Origin of the sequence: Arthrobacter sp. SLBN-53 (assembly GCF_006715585.1) — a bacterium.
In the GTDB taxonomy this organism is placed as follows: domain Bacteria; phylum Actinomycetota; class Actinomycetes; order Mycobacteriales; family Mycobacteriaceae; genus Mycobacterium; species Mycobacterium neoaurum_A.
In genome coordinates this window covers 2,478,675-2,495,030 of record NZ_VFNN01000001.1, presented here as the reverse complement: position 1 = coordinate 2,495,030, position 16,356 = coordinate 2,478,675, and the positions used below count along the sequence as shown (strand labels likewise).

At 66.6% G+C, this 16,356-nt stretch carries 31 protein-coding genes; all 31 read left to right on the top strand.

Going from position 1 to position 16,356, the window contains the following annotated elements; all coding sequences use genetic code 11:
• Positions 1-90: 90 nt before the first annotated feature.
• The 31 genes from FBY28_RS12025 to FBY28_RS11880 all read left to right on the top strand — a co-directional run bounded on the left by FBY28_RS12025 (position 91) and on the right by FBY28_RS11880 (position 16,317).
• Positions 91-324 carry a helix-turn-helix domain-containing protein gene (locus FBY28_RS12025; RefSeq protein WP_141867018.1) on the top strand — a complete coding sequence of 78 codons (234 nt, stop codon included), beginning with the start codon at positions 91-93 and terminating at the stop codon, positions 322-324.
• A 43-nt stretch (positions 325-367) separates the two neighbouring features.
• The gene (locus tag FBY28_RS12020) at positions 368-592 is read left to right on the top strand and encodes a hypothetical protein (protein WP_141867016.1); all 225 of its coding nucleotides are present in this window, start codon (positions 368-370) and stop codon (positions 590-592) included.
• A complete protein-coding gene (locus tag FBY28_RS12015) occupies positions 589-1,128 on the top strand; it encodes a hypothetical protein (RefSeq protein WP_141867014.1) in 540 nt (179 codons plus the stop codon). Before FBY28_RS12020 ends, FBY28_RS12015 begins: the two co-directional genes overlap by 4 nt.
• 68 nt (positions 1,129-1,196) lie before the next feature.
• Positions 1,197-1,487, top strand: coding sequence for a hypothetical protein (locus FBY28_RS12010; RefSeq protein WP_141867012.1), 291 nt, complete (start codon positions 1,197-1,199; stop codon positions 1,485-1,487).
• Positions 1,484-1,849, top strand: a complete 366-nt coding sequence (locus FBY28_RS12005) for a hypothetical protein (protein WP_141867010.1) — start codon at positions 1,484-1,486, stop codon at positions 1,847-1,849. The genes FBY28_RS12010 and FBY28_RS12005 overlap by 4 nt, the downstream gene beginning before the upstream one ends.
• Positions 1,846-2,094 carry a hypothetical protein gene (locus FBY28_RS12000; RefSeq protein WP_141867008.1) on the top strand — a complete coding sequence of 83 codons (249 nt, stop codon included), beginning with the start codon at positions 1,846-1,848 and terminating at the stop codon, positions 2,092-2,094. The genes FBY28_RS12005 and FBY28_RS12000 overlap by 4 nt, the downstream gene beginning before the upstream one ends.
• Positions 2,033-2,743 carry a hypothetical protein gene (locus FBY28_RS11995; protein WP_141867007.1) on the top strand — a complete coding sequence of 237 codons (711 nt, stop codon included), beginning with the start codon at positions 2,033-2,035 and terminating at the stop codon, positions 2,741-2,743. Before FBY28_RS12000 ends, FBY28_RS11995 begins: the two co-directional genes overlap by 62 nt.
• A complete protein-coding gene (locus FBY28_RS11990) occupies positions 2,743-3,894 on the top strand; it encodes a DUF6551 family protein (RefSeq protein ID WP_141867005.1) in 1,152 nt (383 codons plus the stop codon). The genes FBY28_RS11995 and FBY28_RS11990 overlap by 1 nt, the downstream gene beginning before the upstream one ends.
• Positions 3,895-3,955: 61 nt before the next feature.
• Positions 3,956-4,135 carry a DUF7694 domain-containing protein gene (locus tag FBY28_RS11985; protein WP_141867003.1) on the top strand — a complete coding sequence of 60 codons (180 nt, stop codon included), beginning with the start codon at positions 3,956-3,958 and terminating at the stop codon, positions 4,133-4,135.
• Positions 4,136-4,185: 50 nt separating this feature from the next.
• Complete coding sequence (locus FBY28_RS11980; protein WP_216847638.1) at positions 4,186-4,431, top strand: AsnC family protein; 246 nt, start codon at positions 4,186-4,188, stop codon at positions 4,429-4,431.
• Positions 4,428-4,805, top strand: coding sequence for a hypothetical protein (locus FBY28_RS11975; RefSeq protein WP_141866999.1), 378 nt, complete (start codon positions 4,428-4,430; stop codon positions 4,803-4,805). Before FBY28_RS11980 ends, FBY28_RS11975 begins: the two co-directional genes overlap by 4 nt.
• Before the next feature lie 62 nt (positions 4,806-4,867).
• Entirely contained in the window at positions 4,868-5,080 is a 213-nt protein-coding gene (locus tag FBY28_RS11970) for a hypothetical protein (protein WP_141866997.1), read from the top strand.
• Positions 5,077-5,313, top strand: coding sequence for a hypothetical protein (locus FBY28_RS11965; RefSeq protein ID WP_141870181.1), 237 nt, complete (start codon positions 5,077-5,079; stop codon positions 5,311-5,313). Before FBY28_RS11970 ends, FBY28_RS11965 begins: the two co-directional genes overlap by 4 nt.
• Before the next feature lie 144 nt (positions 5,314-5,457).
• Positions 5,458-5,676 (top strand): hypothetical protein, encoded by a 219-nt coding sequence (locus FBY28_RS11960; RefSeq protein WP_141866996.1) that lies wholly within the window; start codon positions 5,458-5,460, stop codon positions 5,674-5,676.
• A 27-nt stretch (positions 5,677-5,703) separates the two neighbouring features.
• The gene (locus FBY28_RS11955; RefSeq protein WP_141866994.1) at positions 5,704-5,943 is read left to right on the top strand and encodes a hypothetical protein; all 240 of its coding nucleotides are present in this window, start codon (positions 5,704-5,706) and stop codon (positions 5,941-5,943) included.
• A complete protein-coding gene (locus FBY28_RS11950) occupies positions 5,940-6,761 on the top strand; it encodes a helix-turn-helix domain-containing protein (RefSeq protein ID WP_141866992.1) in 822 nt (273 codons plus the stop codon). The genes FBY28_RS11955 and FBY28_RS11950 overlap by 4 nt, the downstream gene beginning before the upstream one ends.
• A complete protein-coding gene (locus tag FBY28_RS11945; protein ID WP_141866990.1) occupies positions 6,751-6,981 on the top strand; it encodes a hypothetical protein in 231 nt (76 codons plus the stop codon). Before FBY28_RS11950 ends, FBY28_RS11945 begins: the two co-directional genes overlap by 11 nt.
• Positions 6,978-7,220 carry a hypothetical protein gene (locus FBY28_RS11940; protein WP_141866987.1) on the top strand — a complete coding sequence of 81 codons (243 nt, stop codon included), beginning with the start codon at positions 6,978-6,980 and terminating at the stop codon, positions 7,218-7,220. Before FBY28_RS11945 ends, FBY28_RS11940 begins: the two co-directional genes overlap by 4 nt.
• Positions 7,221-7,880 carry a DUF7341 domain-containing protein gene (locus FBY28_RS11935; RefSeq protein ID WP_141866985.1) on the top strand — a complete coding sequence of 220 codons (660 nt, stop codon included), beginning with the start codon at positions 7,221-7,223 and terminating at the stop codon, positions 7,878-7,880.
• Positions 7,877-7,999 (top strand): hypothetical protein, encoded by a 123-nt coding sequence (locus FBY28_RS26205; protein WP_286177969.1) that lies wholly within the window; start codon positions 7,877-7,879, stop codon positions 7,997-7,999. The genes FBY28_RS11935 and FBY28_RS26205 overlap by 4 nt, the downstream gene beginning before the upstream one ends.
• Positions 7,986-8,363, top strand: a complete 378-nt coding sequence (locus FBY28_RS11930) for a hypothetical protein (protein ID WP_141866983.1) — start codon at positions 7,986-7,988, stop codon at positions 8,361-8,363. The genes FBY28_RS26205 and FBY28_RS11930 overlap by 14 nt, the downstream gene beginning before the upstream one ends.
• Positions 8,364-8,460: 97 nt before the next feature.
• Positions 8,461-8,778, top strand: coding sequence for a hypothetical protein (locus tag FBY28_RS11925; RefSeq protein WP_141866981.1), 318 nt, complete (start codon positions 8,461-8,463; stop codon positions 8,776-8,778).
• On the top strand, positions 8,778-9,005 hold the full coding sequence (locus FBY28_RS11920) for an Acb2/Tad1 domain-containing protein (RefSeq protein ID WP_141866979.1): 228 nt from the start codon (positions 8,778-8,780) through the stop codon (positions 9,003-9,005). Before FBY28_RS11925 ends, FBY28_RS11920 begins: the two co-directional genes overlap by 1 nt.
• A 94-nt stretch (positions 9,006-9,099) precedes the next feature.
• The gene (locus FBY28_RS11915) at positions 9,100-9,294 is read left to right on the top strand and encodes a hypothetical protein (RefSeq protein ID WP_141866978.1); all 195 of its coding nucleotides are present in this window, start codon (positions 9,100-9,102) and stop codon (positions 9,292-9,294) included.
• Positions 9,295-9,551: 257 nt separating this feature from the next.
• Positions 9,552-10,007 carry a hypothetical protein gene (locus FBY28_RS11910; RefSeq protein WP_216847637.1) on the top strand — a complete coding sequence of 152 codons (456 nt, stop codon included), beginning with the start codon at positions 9,552-9,554 and terminating at the stop codon, positions 10,005-10,007.
• A complete protein-coding gene (locus FBY28_RS11905) occupies positions 10,004-10,270 on the top strand; it encodes a hypothetical protein (RefSeq protein ID WP_141866976.1) in 267 nt (88 codons plus the stop codon). The genes FBY28_RS11910 and FBY28_RS11905 overlap by 4 nt, the downstream gene beginning before the upstream one ends.
• A complete protein-coding gene (locus tag FBY28_RS11900) occupies positions 10,271-12,103 on the top strand; it encodes a terminase (RefSeq protein ID WP_141866975.1) in 1,833 nt (610 codons plus the stop codon). It abuts the gene before it with no gap.
• Positions 12,104-12,125: 22 nt separating this feature from the next.
• Complete coding sequence (locus tag FBY28_RS11895; protein ID WP_286178496.1) at positions 12,126-13,676, top strand: phage portal protein; 1,551 nt, start codon at positions 12,126-12,128, stop codon at positions 13,674-13,676.
• A complete protein-coding gene (locus FBY28_RS11890; RefSeq protein ID WP_141866971.1) occupies positions 13,657-15,726 on the top strand; it encodes a VG15 protein in 2,070 nt (689 codons plus the stop codon). The genes FBY28_RS11895 and FBY28_RS11890 overlap by 20 nt, the downstream gene beginning before the upstream one ends.
• The gene (locus tag FBY28_RS11885; RefSeq protein ID WP_141866969.1) at positions 15,710-16,057 is read left to right on the top strand and encodes a hypothetical protein; all 348 of its coding nucleotides are present in this window, start codon (positions 15,710-15,712) and stop codon (positions 16,055-16,057) included. The genes FBY28_RS11890 and FBY28_RS11885 overlap by 17 nt, the downstream gene beginning before the upstream one ends.
• Positions 16,054-16,317 (top strand): hypothetical protein, encoded by a 264-nt coding sequence (locus FBY28_RS11880; protein WP_141866967.1) that lies wholly within the window; start codon positions 16,054-16,056, stop codon positions 16,315-16,317. Before FBY28_RS11885 ends, FBY28_RS11880 begins: the two co-directional genes overlap by 4 nt.
• The last annotated feature ends 39 nt before the right edge of the window (positions 16,318-16,356 follow it).

Below are 16,356 nucleotides of genomic sequence, written 5' to 3'. Positions count from 1 at the left end.
CAAGCAGCACGGGCAGAATTTTCCCTACGCGACACGCGGGCATGAGCGAAAAACTTGGCCGGGGCACTCTGCGCGACTAGAAATGTCTCTGTGAGAAAAAACTCCACGCGCTACGACAGTGCGGGCGGCGTTGCGGAAGTCATCCGTGCCGAGCTTGCCCGACGGAAGTCGAGTCAGGGCGACCTTGCAGAGGTTCTGAGCCTGTCGCAGCCTGCAATCCACCGCCGAATGGCCGGCAAGGTTGTGTGGCGGGTTGACGAGCTCAACAAGGTCGCTGAGTACCTGGGCGTGCCCGTCGCGGAGATCATGGCGGCGTCAGCATGACCGGCGCCCTCCTGCTGGTGTCTCGCTGGCCAGGTGATGCCCGGTGAAGGGTTTCATCCCAGACCCCGGGGGATCGGGCGTCATCGCCCTCCTGACGGCCGCGGACGCTGCCTCCAGCTTCGCCCAGCGGCACCTACTCGGTATGCGTGACGCTGCGGTCATCGAGGCCGCCGACGAGGCGCTCGACCTCGACGACCGCCCTCTCGATCTCGATGACTGGGCGACTGACGCCTGGTGGCTCGAACAGCCGGCCGGGGGATCCTCGTGATTCCCGGCCGGCTATCGGTCGTTGCCGCCGCGATATCGCGCCGCGCCGTGCTGCTGGCGGCTCGGGCCGGTCACCGTGCCCTGGAGCGTCTGGCGCCGGCGTCGATCAACACCGAGCTCGCCGCCGCGATCGCGACCGGGATGTCCCGCAGCGACTACCTCGGCCCGTACTCCGTTCCGGCCAGCATCGGCGAGGCGGACATCCTCCACCACGGCTCTTACGAGTTGCGAATCTGCTTGCTGCACAATCGCGTATCGGTCGTGCCCCCCATGCGGGGTAGCTGCCCAGAATGTGACCCCGCTCCTGCCCATGAGGATGTGGCAGGAGACTGCCCGGCGGCGGTGAGCGACGGACTCGCCACCACGGCGCCCGCCGCCGGGCACCCCACAGCCAACGAACGATTCGGCAACTTCATCGCCGAAGCCTTCGCTGATGGCCGGCTGGTCCGCTGGGCCGGCGGCGCCATGCGCGAAGCCGCAGCGGCAGATCTGCGCAACGTCGGACTGATCAATCTGCTCAACGGTCCCAGAAGTTAGTAGGCCGCCACCCCCTGTCCCGGGGCGGCGGCCTCACCCACCACAACCAACCACCAGGAGAGGTCGCAGTGAGCACACCCACCATAACCAGACCCCGGCCGAAAAGGGCCGAGGCGCAACCGGAAACGCAGTGCGCGTACCGCTGCCCGGTCTGCTGGAAAGACGTCGAACGCGCCACGTATGGCTACATCGCCCTGCACTTCGACTCGGTCGACCTCGACGTGTGCCCGGCCAGCCGCGAACCGTTCACGATCGCCGAGCCCTACGTCCCCGAGGTCCCGACCCATATCCGCCGCCGGCCCCACCGCGAACGGCCAGCCTGGCACCGCCGCCGCCCCGCCTTGCGAGTCGTCGCATGACCGCCCGCATCTTCGCCGTCCTGACCGCGATCGCCCTCGGTGTCACGATGGCCGCGCTCGCCGCCTGCCAGTTCACCTGGGCCGCCGGCGCCCTGGCAGCCGCCTCCCTGGCCTCCATCGCGTGGGGACTGGCCAAGTCGACCGAGACACCCGCCGACCAGCCGGTCACCAGGATGTGGCGCGTCACACCGCCCTACGGCATCGAACGCGTCATCACCCCCGCACCGATCACCACCGAGCTCGCCTACAAGCCCGCCCAGGGCCGCACCGTCATCCGCGGCGGCCAGCAACCCGCCTGGGCGTCCCGTCACCCCGACCAACGTCCGATCTGGGACACCAACATCCACGGAGCACCTGAATGACAACCAGCACCCTCAACCGCGCACTCGTCTTCACCGAGCACGAGAACCACCTCACTACCGGCATGCCCGACCTCGTCGCCGTCGGCTACGTCAACGCACGCCGGCGCGACGGACGCGGCGAACGCGCCGGCGAACTCCTCGTAGTCCAGGGTGTCGACGTCTACATCGACAACAACGGTGGCGATGCGGCCGGATTCGGTGACATCGCAAGCTTGTTCGGCGGAAATCTGTTCGGTGGCAAGTGATATGGCCATTCATCCTGAGCCTTCCCCCATCGCCGGGAAAACGGTCGTCATCGACCTTTGTGACGGCAGGGGCGAGCGGGAGTGCCGCATCGAGGACTACTGGGACCGTGTCAATGGGGTGTCGTGGATGTTCGCCGAAGGTAACCCGGCCGCGCTGAAGTATGCGATCCGGGCAGGTATGCGCAGCGATCCGCTGCCGATGGACGACGAGGTTCTGTACGGGAAGATCGGCCCGTACGGCGAGCTGGTTCACACCAGCGAGGTTGTCGCCGTCCAGGGTGAGCTGAGTGGGGACAGCCCCACCCCGGACAGCTCGACGGCCGCGACCGCCGCCGCGGATGCATTCGTCACCCACGACCAGAATGCCGATGGCACCGCCATCACTTTCGCGATCGTTGAGGACGAGTCAGGCGACGTCTTCTGGGCACACGGGCACGTTCCCGCGACCGAGTTCATCGGCGAGATCAACCGATGGCTAACGCACACCTTGGACGAGGATGAAGTACTACGCCTAGACCTGCCGATCGACCATCTGTGGGCCAAGTTCGATGACGAGCATCGTGACCGATTCAAACTGGTCGACAAGCCGTGGCTCGGCACCAAAGAGCAGGCGGATCAGGTTTTTCCCGTAACCAGGCTGCTGCTCTGATGGCCGCCCCCAACACGGTGGATGTCTACGTCACCGCGGTGAGCGTCACCGAGATCTTCGCCGACCCCACATATCAACGGATCTGCGATATCGCCCGCGCCCGAAAGATGGCCGGCACCTGGGACCGCCGCCTGGCCGGCATCCTCGAAATCTCCGACCGCGGCGAGGACCACACCCCGCGCTACGCCGTCCTCGACGGACAGCACCGATGGGCCGCCGCCAAGTGCCTCGCCCAACCGCCCACGCTGGTCGCCAACGTCCACACCGGCCTCACTCTGGCCGAAGAAGCAGCCCTGTTCGACAAGCTCAACCGCCAACGCAAACAGACCTCGCCCTGGGACCACTGGCGCGCCCGCCGCACCTCCGGTGACCCGCTCGTGCTCTCGATCGAGCAGGCCGCCACCGAGCTCGGCTTCGACGTCGGCGAACGCGCATCCAAAGACGGCACCCTGTGCTGCATCTCCACCCTGGAGAAGATCGCCGCGTCCGCCGGCGGGATCGACCTGCTGCGCTCCACCCTCACCATGCTCCGATCCGCCTGGGGCCACCAGCGCACCGCCTACGAGGCCCCGATCGTGCACGGCATGGCCATGGTGCTCTACACCTTCGCCGACCGCCTCGACGCCGACACCCTGCTGCGCGGACTCAGCGAGACACCGCCCGCCCGGATCCGCCTCCAGGCCCAAACCCTGCGAGACGCCGGCACTGTCGGATCCATCGCCAAGCTGACCGCGATCGCCATCGCCAACCAGCACCGCCGCCGACCCGCCCTCACCTGGCCGACCAGTTGGAAAGGCGCACTGCCGGCCGCGCCGAAAGACAAACCGCACACCTGGGGCAGGTCTACCCAGCCTGGGAAGCCACCGGCCCCGGCGCGTTCATCAATCCCGGCGCTACCCAACGATCCGACCCCACCAGTCCCGCACCCGACACCCGCCGCACCCGCACTCGAAACGGTCGGCCAGCCAGCCGCCCCCGCATCCATCACCGTGCCCGCCGGCACACCGCCCCCTGCATGGGCCGCAGGCGACCACGACGCAGCCATCGCCGAGATGGAAGGCCGCACCGTCGCCGAAGTCGCCGACGCACTCAGCATCCCCGAACGCACCGTCCGACGCATCGCCGCCGACCTCGGCGTCGAACTTTCCTAAAGACAGATCCGGCCGAGAGATACAGGAGATCCCAAGTGGCCAAAGAACTCACCATCGAACGATGCCCACCTACGACGAGCTCGGCCGTCTGCACCGTGCCGCGTTCGGCGATGGCTACGCCTACCAGGTCTTCGCGCCGGCCGCGCAACACGTCAACATCCACCAGAACGCCCTGCATCTCTGGGGCCGCGCTGACGGCCCGCCATGCCTGCCCGAGTTCGGACTATTCGGGACCATCTGATGGATGAAAACACCGTCAAGGACGCCTTGACACCTAAACGTGCAGGTCGGGTGACCGAGACATCGGAGTTCGCCGCGTTCACCCGCCGGATCGTGCGGGCCTACGCACGCCGCGTCGGTGACGGCGACGTCGAAGCGCTGCCCGAGCTCCTGGCCCTCGCCGGCGAGGTCGACGCCGCGATCGCCAAGTCGGTGGACGGCCTCCGCAACGCCGGCTACTCATGGGCTGAAATCGCCACTCGGCTCGGCACCACCCGACAAGCCGCACAACAACGATTCGGCCGGGCCGCGTCATGACCGCGGCGACAGCGACGGGCGCCGCGGCGATCACCTCCGCGCTGACCAAGGACGGACCGCGGCGAACCATCGTCCGAGTGCTGCCCCATCCCAGCTACGAGGGAGCCTTCTACGTCGAGGACTGGCAGCAACGAGACGGCTACGCCCAGTTCACCGTTCCCCCTGACCATCCAATCGCGATCCACCTCAAGCCGCACCGCGAACAGGCCATGCTCGCGGTGGCGTCCACAGCAGAGGTTGAGTGGGTCGTCCGGTCGATCTCGTGGGCACGCTGGACCGGCGTATGTCAGGTGTCTTTGACGTCACGCGCGAACTGGGCCAAGGAATCCCTCCTCTCTGATGAGTACCTGGAGTGGATGGGGGTTGTGTCGTGACCGGCTTGAGGGTCGCGCGTCGACGACGTCGACCCGCTCACCGGCGCCCGCTTTCCGAACTCGTGGCCGAGGCCCGCGCCGAACTGAACGTCAACCCGACGATCACGGTCTACGACATCGGGCCTGACGGGCAGGAGTGCCGCCGCCGCCCGGCCAACCCCTTTGCCAGATTGACGTTCGCCTTCTCTCAGATGGTCGACGCGGCGATGCGGTTTCAGCCCCGCTTCGAAGCTCTCGCAGTAGCCGCCATCGAGAAGAATCGGGTTTGGCGGTGACCGCCTGGTGGAGCTGGGGCCTCACGGTGGTCGGAGTGCTCGGCATATACCTGACGACCCGCAAGCTGTGGGCCGGCTACGTCGTGGGCTTGGCCGCACAGGTCCTCTGGATCGCCTACGCGATCGCCACCCGGCAGTGGGGATTCATCGCCAGCGCATTCGCATACGGATCGGTGTACGCACTCGGCTGGTACCGCTGGACCCGGCCTGATCGGACCAATGGATCCACATGACGGATCCGAAGATCCGCGTGCTGTTCTCCGAGGCGCAGATTAAATCATTCGGCCGCTGCGCCGGCTGCGGATGGCACCCCCCGACACAAGGGCACCACCCGAAGTGCCCACAACCCCCTGAGTCGAAATAGGAGATCGCGCAACATGTCCCGCATCCCAAGACTCGACGACTGTAAGTACTACACCACGCGCACCGATGACGGAAAATTCATCGGCCGCGTCAAGCAGTTTCCCGACCTGCACACCCGACCCAAAGCGCTCGCCCTGGACGCCCGCGACGACATCGTCACCATGACCCGGGACAAGCTCGCCCGACTCGACGACGCCGCCATGGGCCACCAAGCCGCGACCGGGTCGAGGTAGCGCGCGGTGGAGAAGCCATCACCAGCGTTGAAACGCAAAGCATTCGCCCTCTTCGGTGAGGGCGGTGTCGGCCGCAAGGAAGACCGATCAGCACGGCTAGCGGTCTGCGAGTTCGTCACATGGCGAACCATCGGATCCACCGACGACCTCACGGCCGCCGACTTCGCCGCGGTGGTCAACACGCTGGAGTACTGGAAGTCCTGCGGCGAAATCGAATACAGATGCCGGCGAGTGGCCGGCGGGATCCAGGAGGTCTCCACGTCATGAACCCCGAGCAACGCCGCCGGTGGGTACGCCTCGTGCTCCGCTACGACCGATCGGTACTCACCGGTGCCCAGAAAACCGTCCTGATCGCTCTGGAGCTCTACGCCGACTACCGCGACGGCACCAATGCCTACCCGGGCGAGGAAAACCTCGCTGCGGACACAGGACTCACGGCCCGGGCAGTGCGCGACGCGATGAAGCGCGGCCGCGATCTTGGGCTCATTGTGCGCACCGCACTGGAGAACCCGAAGGCTGGACGCGCCGCGGTCTACCGCCTCGCGATGCCCGCCACCACCGGAACAACGGTTCCTGTGGATAACTCCACCACCGGAACGACGGTTCCTGTGAATGAACCCACCACCGGAACAACGGTTCCTGTGGATAACTCCACCACCGGAACAGCCACGCGCCACCACCGGAACAGCCACGTCGCCACCACCGGAACGGCGGTTCCTCCCACCCTCCCTGCACCCTCCAATCACCAACTGTTGGTGAGTGAGTCGGGTACGTCACCAGCCGAGCTGCTCGCGGACACACACACCGATCGAGCTCCATCGAGATTCTGCGACCTGCACCCGCAAGGCACACGCCAGCCGTGTGGCCAATGCGCAAACGCCCGAACGGCTTTCAACGCCTGGCAAGCCGACCGCGCCGCCGCCGACGTGGCGATCGCTGCCGCCGAGGACCGCGAACGTCAGATCCGCCGGCAGCTCATCAACGCCTGCCACGCCGCCGGCGGTCCCTGCGACGACTTCGGCCGCCTCGACGACCTCACCCCGTGCACGCACCCCGGCGTTCCCAGGATCGAACATGCCAGCTGAACCGCTCGACGACGACCGCGACGACATCCCGCCGTACTTCGGGCCCGGACGCCGCAAGACTCCGGCCAAGGGCCCAGTCGACGCGGCCTACGCCGACAGCCGCATCGACGAACAGTGCCCCGACTGCCAGGCACCCGCGTTCTCGTTCTGCCAGCACGGCACCTGGCGGCCCGGAGGCACACCCCGAATCACACCCTGCGGCGGCCGGAGAACCCGATGAACACACCGATCTACGACCAACTCGCGACCGACATGCCCACCCAACCGGCGTGCGCGACGTGTGGCGACTACGCGCTCACCGAGAGCATCCGCGAGCTGCTATTCAAGCTCACCCTCGACTATGGCGTCGCCGTCGCGACGTCCATGGTCTCCCTCGACTTCACCGAGGTCATCCAACTCGAAACCACGATCCGAACCATCATCGACACAATCGGGACATCCCGGCGGAGGACGCACTAGATGAACGCCCAACACGCACACATCAACCCGCCCGCCCGCCCGCCCCGCAGGCAGACCGCCGTCGACCTACTGCTGGCCACCAATGCATTGCAGGAGGCGATCCATAAACTCACCGAGCCAACCCCGAGCTACGTCAACAACGTCTACCTGGAAATCCCGGGCCTCTACGCCCAGCTGTGGCAAGCGATGAGCACCTACCGCAACGAGGCCGCCAGCAGCACCGCACGATCACGCCCACCCGTTCTGATCGAGGGCCTGGAGGTCAAGCGCCGACTCGACATCTTCATCGACTCCCTGCCCTGCGGCTGCGCCGGCACCACCTACAACCAACTCGCCGCCCTCGCCAGCCGCGCCTGGGAAGTCGAGGACATACGCCAAATCCAATGGATAACACGGAAACTCGGACGATTCGCGGAAGACATTGAACGACTGATCAACCAGTACCACGTCAAAGAGATCACAGTCCCGTGCCCCGCCTGCGGAGTCGAATACGTCGAACGCCTCGACGGCGGCAACAACATCGTCTACTCCTACGCCCTGCAAGCCTCCGCCGAATACGGCTGCACCTGCCAGAACTGCGGATACCACTGGGCACCAAACCAACTCATGGAGCTCGCCACCGACGCCAACCTCCCAGCGCCGCAGGGAGTCACCCGATGACCATCAAATCGCATCCCTCGGCGCTGCCGGTCGTCAAGTCCTACTGGTACTGCTCAGGAGTCGAGGGTGAACCTGCCGAGTTGATCATGCAGGAGGTCGTGGCCGATGCAGGCGAATGACGAAAGGCCGTTGTCGGAGATCCTCGACGAGCTGGAGCGGCGAGTCGCCGCACGGTTCATCGAGAAGCGGTGCAGCGAATCGGAGACCTCGGAAACCGCCCTGGCATTCGACTGGACCGCCGAGTGGCTCAACCCGACCGCGACCGCGCTCGCCGGCCAGACGCTCGAAATCAGCACCGTCGGGAAACCACTGCCCCCGCCCTTACAGTTTCCACGGCCACAGTGGATCACCTACCCCAACCGCCGCGTCGTCATCCTGATCACGTGTGACCGAGCGCTTGACCTGTGGGATGACCTCACGCTCGAACAGCGGGCGCAGATCGCGTTCCTGTTGGAGCACGGCGGCCGAGAGCGCATCGCATGACACGCCGCCTCCAACCGCGCTACTTGCCGACCTGGGGAATCTCGTGCACACTGTCCCGCATCGGTGAGCCATGCCCGGACTCGGGTGGCTCAGACCGATGACATGGGGCCAGGGATCCAACATCCCCAGCCGGATCAAGGATCAAGTTCGCCGGCGAGACAAGACCTGCCGTCTCCAGTACCCCGGCATCTGCACCGGCCGTATCGACGAGTTCGATCACCCCGACGGCCTCGCTGCCCAAGGCCAGCAGCGCACCACCGTTCGCAACGCCTCCGAAGTCCAAGGCGTCTGCGAACCGTGCCACGACCACAAGACCGAGCTGCAACGCCAGGCCGGCATCGCCAATGCCATCGCCACACGCGGCTCACTGTCCAAGCGATACCGCGACCACGAACCACACCCAGGAGACCTCTGATGGCACACAGCACCCCGGCCACCTTCGCCGACATCGAGAACCGCTTCTCATTCCACCCGGCCACCACTGACGAGACCAAGGCCAAGCACGAGCAGGTACGCGAACTGCACAAGGCCGTAGCCCACCAGCTCGACGACATGATGCCGCCCTCACGCGAGAAGTCCTTGGCTATGACCAAGCTCGAAGAGTCGATGTTCTGGGCCAACGCCTCCATCGCGCGAGGATGACTTCGCATCAGACCCCGAGCACATCGCCGTCCGTGACCATATCGACTGCGCCGACATCGCAGACGGAGCCTGATCGCAAGTGAGAGAATCGGATGTGCCGTTCGTTCAGGCCGAGGTTCGGATCATCTACGGCATGGATGAGCATGGCCAGCAGATCATCACGACGACCTACACGGCCGACGGCCAGGACGATGCAGTGCCGGACTACTTCACCGGCCTGACCATGTTCGAGGTCGGCAAGATCGACTTCCTGCGCCGCCACCGCGTGCTGCAAGCCTTCGACGACTGACTGGGGTGGGGGTACCCCCCTCGACCCCCTCCAAGCCCGAGATGCCATAGCACTCGCGCAGCTGCGTGCGAGAGATCCACGAGTTCGTTTTTCGTTGGGCACTACAGCAATCCACGGAATGTGATCTCGGCGGGCACTGAAAAAGCTTCCTGCAGAGACGAACACAGGCTGTCAAACACCCCGTCAGAGCGCGACCCGATCCCGTTTTTCACCCGGCGAGCGGCCGGGAAACGGATGGTTCCAGGAGGGCCAACCGCATGACCGAAGACACCACCCCGAAGCGGATCCCGCCGCCAGACGACCTCGCGCGCGACGGCCGCAAGGACGGCCCCGGCCGCCGGCTGTGGAAGTCGATCGCCGGATCCGGCCAGTACGTGCTGCGGCCCGACGAACTGCGGATCCTGCACGCCGCGTGCCGGTGCGACGACGCGATCGCCGAGCTGCGCCGCAAAAAGGCCGAGCTGGAGAACAACCCGCAGTACGAGGACATGCTCGTGAAGGGCTCGATGGGCCAGCGCATCGAGAATCCGCTGCGCGCGGCCGCACGCAAGATCACCGACGAGATCCGCGCCCAGGACTCCGCCCTCACCGGGCACCTCGGCAAGCTCAAGCTGCCCGACCTCGACGTCTCGGCCGGCGATTCGTCGCCGGGACAACCGCGGTCGGTCGGTGCACGAGCTGCGGCCAACTCACGCTGGGGCAAGACCGGATGACGACGGCCATCGTTGCGCACACCAAGGCCCGCGCCGAGCAGCTGGCCCACGATCTTGGCATCGAGGACGCAATCATCCTGAGCTCGCGCAACGCGGCCACGTTGGAAGGCCTGCGCGCCGAGCGATGGCTCGTCGACGCAGCCGTGCCGATCAGCGACGCTGCCCTGCAGGTGATCTTCGGGACTGCGTTGAAGATGCCGAACGGCGGCGCGATCGTCCGGTACGTGAACTCCGTCGCGCCACACGGCTACCCCGGGCGATAGATGGCGCGCGCTGTCTCGGCGGCCGGGCCGGCGCTGATCAAGCAGCACGACTACTCGCACATCATCCGCTGGTACCGCGAGACCCTGCCGAAGGTCTCGCCTCCGAAACCGACGCGCTGGGAGCCTGTGCGGATCGGCCCCACATGGGACTGGAATCCACAGCGCGGCTGGCTGTTCCCCGAGCACTCGATGGGCTGGGAGCTACTCGGCTGGACCGGGTACTGGCTACGGGACGGCCGCGGCCAGGACTGGCAATGGACCGCCGAGCAGGCCCGATTCTTCCTCTGGTATCACTCGCTCGACGAGACCGGCCGGCTGCTCTACCGGACCGCGGTGCTGCAGCGCATGAAAGGCCACGGCAAAGATCCGCTGGCATGCGGCGAAGCCTGCGCCCACGCCTTCGGCCCGATCCAGTTCGACGACTGGGACGACGACGGACAGCCGATCGGCCGCGAAGTCGATTCGGCCTGGGTCCAGATCACCGCGGTGTCGAAGTCCCAGACCGCCAACACCATGAAGCTGTTCCCGGTCATGCTCTCGGCCGAGGCCCGCCAGCACTTCGGGATCCAAATTGGCCGCGACAACGTCTGGGGACTGGGGGACACCCGCCAGATCCAAGCCTCGAGCTCGAACTATCTGGCCCTGGAGGGCAACCGGGTCACCGAGGCCATCCGCAACGAACCGCAGAACTGGAACGGCTCGAATCAAGGCCACGAGCTCGCCGGCACTATCGACGGCAACTCCACCAAGATCCCCGGAGGCCAGGGCCGCATTCTCGACATCGAGAACGCGTTCCGCCCCGGCGACGACAGCGTTGCCGAACGGGTGCGCCACGCGTGGGAGGCCACTCAGGCCACCGCCGACCGTGCGGCCACCAAACGGGCGTTCGGCATGCTGTTCGACAGCCTGGAAGCGCACCCCGAGGCACCGCTGACCGCCGAAGCTGCCCCCGAGGTCCTCGAATCGGTGCGCGGTGACTCGCACTGGCTCGACATCCCGGCCATGGTCGAGTCGATCGTCAACGGCTCGAACTCGCCGAGTGAGTCCCGGCGGAAGTGGTACAACCAGACGATCGCCGCGGCCGACGCGTGGACCACCGCCCAGGAGTTCGATCCCTGCTACCGAGATGAGCACCCCGCCAAGGGCGAAGCCATCCTGATGTTCGGCGACGGGTCGAAGTCCGACGACACCACCGCGATCTTCGGGGTGCGGATCTCTGATGGCATGGCGTTCCCGATCGACATCTGGACACCAAGGACGTACAAGGAAAACGGCCGCGAGTACAACATCCCGATCGACCGCGCCGCCGTCGACCGCAAAGCGCGCCAGTACCTCGACGACTACGACGTCTGGGGATTCTGGTGGGACCCGTCGGATGCCCGTGACGACGAGACCGGCGAACGGTACTGGGAACCGTACTGCGACGGATGGGCCCAGGACTACGGCCCGCAGCTGCGCCGGCTGCCTGCGGTGAAAACCGGCATGGCTCAGCACCACGTCATCTGGGACATGCGAAACGCGCAGCACCTCAAAGCATTTACTGAGGCTGCCGAGCGCACGGTCAGCGACTTGAAAGACAAGCTGATGTTCCACAACTGCCCACCGCCGTCCAAACCCGGGCTCGGCGTCCTGGCCCGCCAGCACGTGCTGAACATGCGCCGGCGGCCCAACAAATTCGGGATCAGCGTCGGCAAGGAACACCGCGAATCGCGAAAGAAGATCGACGCCGGCGTCTGCATGATCGGTGTCCGCATGATGTGGCACTACTTCAACGGCCAAGAGCAACGCGGCCGCGAACCTGGCGACGGATCGGTAACAACATTCGGATGGTGAAGGGAGATAACGCGTGACCGCGATGCTCACCCCGGCGACGACTCCCTTGGCGGATGGCGTGCAACCGGTGCTGTTCGCACCCAACCTCACGGACGCCGAGCTCAACGAGTCCGAGAAGCACATGATGACCAAGCTGATGGCCCAGCTCATGGACCCGAAGTATCAGCAGGAGATGAAACTCTCCGAGCTCTACTACCAGGGCCTGAATATCGTTCCCTCGCTGGGGATCTCGATACCGCCGGAGCTGGAGCCCCTTCGTGCGGTCCTTGGCTGGTGCGCCGCCGGCGTCGACGCCCGCTCCGAACGGCTCAACGTCATGGGTTTTCGGATGCCCGGACAGACCGAGATTGACTCGACGGTCCAGGAATTCTGGCAGAAGAACAACCTCGACGCCGAATCCGGCCTTGCCCATGACGGTGCGCAGATCTTTGGCCGTGCCTACGGTGTCGCCGGCCCTCGGCCCGGTGGCGGTGCGCCGCTGATCACCATCGAGTCGCCGCTGAACATGATCGGGTCCTGGGATCCGCGGACCCGATCACTGTCGGCCACCGTGCAGACCTACATGGACCTCGACCCCGCCTCGGATACCTACAACCAGCAGCTCGCGACGCTGATGCACCGCAACTCGACGATCGACATGCGCCGAGACCCCGAAAAAGGCTGGATCGTCCAGGACCGCAACGACCACAACCAGAACCTCGTGCCCGCAGTCCAATTCGCGCCACGGGCCACCCTGAACAACCGTCTCGGGCGATCCGAGATGGGTGTGATGTGGCGCAACACCCAGGACCGGGCCTGCCGAAACCTGGTCCGCATGGAGGTCACCGGCGAGTTCTACGCCACCATGAAGACGTTCCTACTCGGTGTCACCGAAGAATCGTTCAAAAAGCCCGACGGCAGCAAGGCGACGGCCTGGGAAACGTTCATCGGCCGCATCTCCACCCTGGCCGCCGACAAGTTCGGCAACCTGCCCAAGGTCGAGACCGTTCCGGGCCAATCACCCGACGGATTCGTCACCGCGCTCAACCTCGACCAGGCCATCATGGCCGGCCACACCGGCCTGGCCCCGCAGTACCTCGGCATCTTCTCCGACGGCAACCCCGCCTCCGCTGATGCCATCCGGATGTCGGACTTCCGCCTCAAGGTGATCGCCGATCGCCTGTCGGTGTCGCTGGGCAACGAGTGGGAAACGCTGATGCGCATCGCCCTGGTGCTCGCCGGCGAATCCGGGACCGGCGTCGAGCAGCTCGAAACCGACTGGGCCTACACCGGCATCCCGACCCCCTACGCCGACACCGAATCCATGGCCCGCCAGGCAGAGGCCCGCATGGTCGCGCCGACCTCGGACGACGTGCTCGCCCGGGCCGGCTGGACACCGGTGCAGCGCAAGCGACTGGCCGCCGAGCGAGAGAAGTTCGACGGCCTGGCCAACCTCGACAACGCCCTCGACGGACTCAACAACCGGGGCGGCGAGACCGCCCCCGCCGGCGGACAGGCCGGCGACGGCGCCCAACCCAAGGCGCTTGCGGCGCTGGCCGCCAAGCGATCCACCGATGGCGCCACCGCCGGCTAGACGCCAGTCCGCGCGCAACAGCGCGGTCGTCGCCCTGGCGCAACGCCAGCTGGCCGCACTGTGGCCACGCGTCGACTGGAGCTCTCCGAATGCCCCCGCCGCGGTGCAAACCATCTACCGCGCCATCACTACCCGCTACGGCCAGTCCGCGGCCGCCGTCTCCGCCCGTTTCTACGACCAGCTGCGCACCGAGCACAACCTGCCAAGCCGCTATCGTGCGGCGCCGGCCGCGCCGGTACCCGACGAGCAGGTCTCCAGCATCGTCGAGTCCGCCTTCCGCGGGCACGTCCGCGTCGACGTCCTCGACGATGACGAACTGCCGGCCGATCTGACCACCAGCGAACTGCCCGTCGACCAACGGGTGCAGACCCGCCTCGAACAGTCGCTGTCGCGACTGGTGCTGCAACCGGGACGCGACACCGTCGCCGACAACGCCGCCCAGGACCCGGCCAAGCCACGCTGGATCCGGGTACCGACGGGGGAGCGCACCTGCGCGTTCTGCGTCATGCTCGCTTCGCGTGACGTCGCGGTGATCCGCGGCCGGCACATCGACATGACCTACCGGTCATCGCAGAGCGCCGGCATCGACGGCAGCTCGATGTTCAACACGTATCACAAGGGCTGCGATTGCGTTGCGGTGCCGGTGTTTCCGGACGACTCGCTGGAAGATCTCAGCCCGAACATCGGCGACTACAAAGACGTCTACAACAAGGCGACCGCGGCGGCCGGCACCCACAGCGACACGAAGAAGATCCTGCGCGAGATGCGCCGCATCCTCAACAGCGAGCAGCCGACACCCGCGCCGGCGCCGCGGCCGGATCCGCCGATCGTCGAACCGCCGCCGGTCGACCTCGACATTCCGGATCGTGGGGCCGACCGTGACCAGCTGCCCGACGCGCCGGCGGTGGCGGATCCGCTGCCCGGCGTGCGCCGCAAGGCCGACCTCGCCCCGGATCCGGTTGCCGACCTGGCTGCCACCAACCCGAACTTCCGCGCCGGCGAAGAATGGCAGATCAACTGCACCCGGTGTGCGACCACGATCGAACTGCGCGCCCGCGGCTACGACGTGACCGCACGGCCGCGACCCCGCACCGCCGCCGATGCCGGCTACACCCACATCCTGGAGCGCTGGCTCTCACCAGATGGCAGCACCGCCGGATCCGGACCCGGCGCCATGTCCACACGCGCCGCAGCCCCCGCCGGGGAGGCCCTCGGTGCCGGCACCGGTACCCGGATGTGGGACTGGCTGCCCGCCGGCCGCAAGGCCGCCAGGAAGGCCGCCGACGACGCCGTATCGCAATGGGGCGACGGTGCACGCGGGTACATCACCGTCGAGTGGCAAGGCCGGCGCTCGGCGCACATCTTCAACGTCGCCAACCGCGGCGGCAAAGTCGTCTACACCGACGGCCAGAGCAACGAGGTCGACGCCAGCGGCCACTGGGACCGCATCACCACCGGCGACAAAGCGTGCCGCATCGTGCGCACCGACGACCTCACACCCACCGCTCGGGTCATGGAGTGGGTGCGCGAGCTCACCGACACCGACGTCGAGCTCGCGGCCAACAAGGCCCGCATGCTGGCCCGCACCGCGGTGCGCACCAGCCCGGCCAGTGACATCCCGATAGCGCCCGTCATCGCCGCGGTGGCCGGCAGTGACGGAGGTGGGGGCGTCGACCGTAGCCAGGTCCGACGCGGGCTGCGCCAGCACGAGCTCGACACCGCCGACCGGCTCGCCCGCCGCGGGCACATGGTGGCCTTCATCGCCGCGACCGGCGCCGGCCGCAGCGCCGACGCCACGATCGACGGCGAGACCTGGGAACTCAAGGCGATCACCGGCGCGAGCGAGGACGCGATCGCGCGCAACCTGCGCACCGCGGCCAAGCAGGCCGACGCGGTAGTCCTGGACGTCACCGACTCATCGCTGAGCGAGGATCGGATAAAGGTCCTGGTCGCCCACTACGGACGGCGATACAATCTGCAGCAAGTGCGGGTGATCCGCGGAAACGCCGGCGGAATGGATTGGAGGTGGAGCAATGGCGATCGTCAATAACGACTACATCGAGGTCAACGGCCCGAACTCGTTGGCCGAGCTGCTCACCACTCTCGACCCGTCCGGCGCCTCCCAGATCAGGCCCGGCGGCGATCTGGCCATCCTGGAGTTCAACGACGACGTCTACGCCCTGATCCAATACGACGCCGTCGACGCCGACACCTGGCCCTACATGATCACCGTGCAGGCCCGCAACGGCGACCCGACGCCAGTCCGACTCGCCGCGCAACGACTCACCGAGCTCGTGCGCACAGCCGGCTGGACGTTCCGCATGACCTCCGACGCCGACGACATCCTGATTGAACCGACCGTCGCGGTGACAGCCCGATGATCACCTTCGAGCAGGCCCGCCAGGTGGTCGCCACCTCGTCGTCGGTCATCCGATTCTTCGGCCCCGGATACACCGTCGCCGACTACGGCTGGGAGAACACCGACGTGTTCGTCATCGCCGTAGCCGGCGCCAACGGGCCCATCTTCGATGCGCCCGATCTACTCGTCGACAAGCGCACCGGCGAGCTGCAAGAGATCTTCGGCATGCTCGGACGCGACCCCGCGCCCGACCTCGTGCCGATCGGCGACGTACCCGACTAACCGGTAAGTCGCGCAACCCATTTCAGAGCCGTTCCCAAG

Bases quoted from the DNA above. Each gene is read 5' to 3' on its own strand.
- FBY28_RS11890 (WP_141866971.1), top strand. From the start codon at position 13,657: ATGGCGCCACCGCCGGCTAGACGCCAGTCCGCGCGCAACAGCGCGGTC.
- FBY28_RS11945 (WP_141866990.1), top strand. From the start codon at position 6,751: ATGCCAGCTGAACCGCTCGACGACGACCGCGACGACATCCCGCCGTAC.
- FBY28_RS11885 (WP_141866969.1), top strand. From the start codon at position 15,710: ATGGCGATCGTCAATAACGACTACATCGAGGTCAACGGCCCGAACTCG.
- FBY28_RS11895 (WP_286178496.1), top strand. From the start codon at position 12,126: ATGCTCACCCCGGCGACGACTCCCTTGGCGGATGGCGTGCAACCGGTG.
- FBY28_RS11910 (WP_216847637.1), top strand. From the start codon at position 9,552: ATGACCGAAGACACCACCCCGAAGCGGATCCCGCCGCCAGACGACCTC.
- FBY28_RS11995 (WP_141867007.1), top strand. From the start codon at position 2,033: ATGCGGCCGGATTCGGTGACATCGCAAGCTTGTTCGGCGGAAATCTGT.
- FBY28_RS11935 (WP_141866985.1), top strand. From the start codon at position 7,221: ATGAACGCCCAACACGCACACATCAACCCGCCCGCCCGCCCGCCCCGC.
- FBY28_RS11975 (WP_141866999.1), top strand. From the start codon at position 4,428: ATGACCGCGGCGACAGCGACGGGCGCCGCGGCGATCACCTCCGCGCTG.
- FBY28_RS12000 (WP_141867008.1), top strand. From the start codon at position 1,846: ATGACAACCAGCACCCTCAACCGCGCACTCGTCTTCACCGAGCACGAG.
- FBY28_RS11905 (WP_141866976.1), top strand. From the start codon at position 10,004: ATGACGACGGCCATCGTTGCGCACACCAAGGCCCGCGCCGAGCAGCTG.
- FBY28_RS11925 (WP_141866981.1), top strand. From the start codon at position 8,461: ATGACATGGGGCCAGGGATCCAACATCCCCAGCCGGATCAAGGATCAA.
- FBY28_RS11940 (WP_141866987.1), top strand. From the start codon at position 6,978: ATGAACACACCGATCTACGACCAACTCGCGACCGACATGCCCACCCAA.
- FBY28_RS26205 (WP_286177969.1), top strand. From the start codon at position 7,877: ATGACCATCAAATCGCATCCCTCGGCGCTGCCGGTCGTCAAGTCCTAC.
- FBY28_RS11920 (WP_141866979.1), top strand. From the start codon at position 8,778: ATGGCACACAGCACCCCGGCCACCTTCGCCGACATCGAGAACCGCTTC.
- FBY28_RS11990 (WP_141867005.1), top strand. From the start codon at position 2,743: ATGGCCGCCCCCAACACGGTGGATGTCTACGTCACCGCGGTGAGCGTC.
- FBY28_RS11950 (WP_141866992.1), top strand. From the start codon at position 5,940: ATGAACCCCGAGCAACGCCGCCGGTGGGTACGCCTCGTGCTCCGCTAC.
- FBY28_RS11985 (WP_141867003.1), top strand. From the start codon at position 3,956: ATGCCCACCTACGACGAGCTCGGCCGTCTGCACCGTGCCGCGTTCGGC.
- FBY28_RS11900 (WP_141866975.1), top strand. From the start codon at position 10,271: ATGGCGCGCGCTGTCTCGGCGGCCGGGCCGGCGCTGATCAAGCAGCAC.
- FBY28_RS11880 (WP_141866967.1), top strand. From the start codon at position 16,054: ATGATCACCTTCGAGCAGGCCCGCCAGGTGGTCGCCACCTCGTCGTCG.
- FBY28_RS11930 (WP_141866983.1), top strand. From the start codon at position 7,986: ATGCAGGCGAATGACGAAAGGCCGTTGTCGGAGATCCTCGACGAGCTG.
- FBY28_RS12005 (WP_141867010.1), top strand. From the start codon at position 1,484: ATGACCGCCCGCATCTTCGCCGTCCTGACCGCGATCGCCCTCGGTGTC.
- FBY28_RS11960 (WP_141866996.1), top strand. From the start codon at position 5,458: ATGTCCCGCATCCCAAGACTCGACGACTGTAAGTACTACACCACGCGC.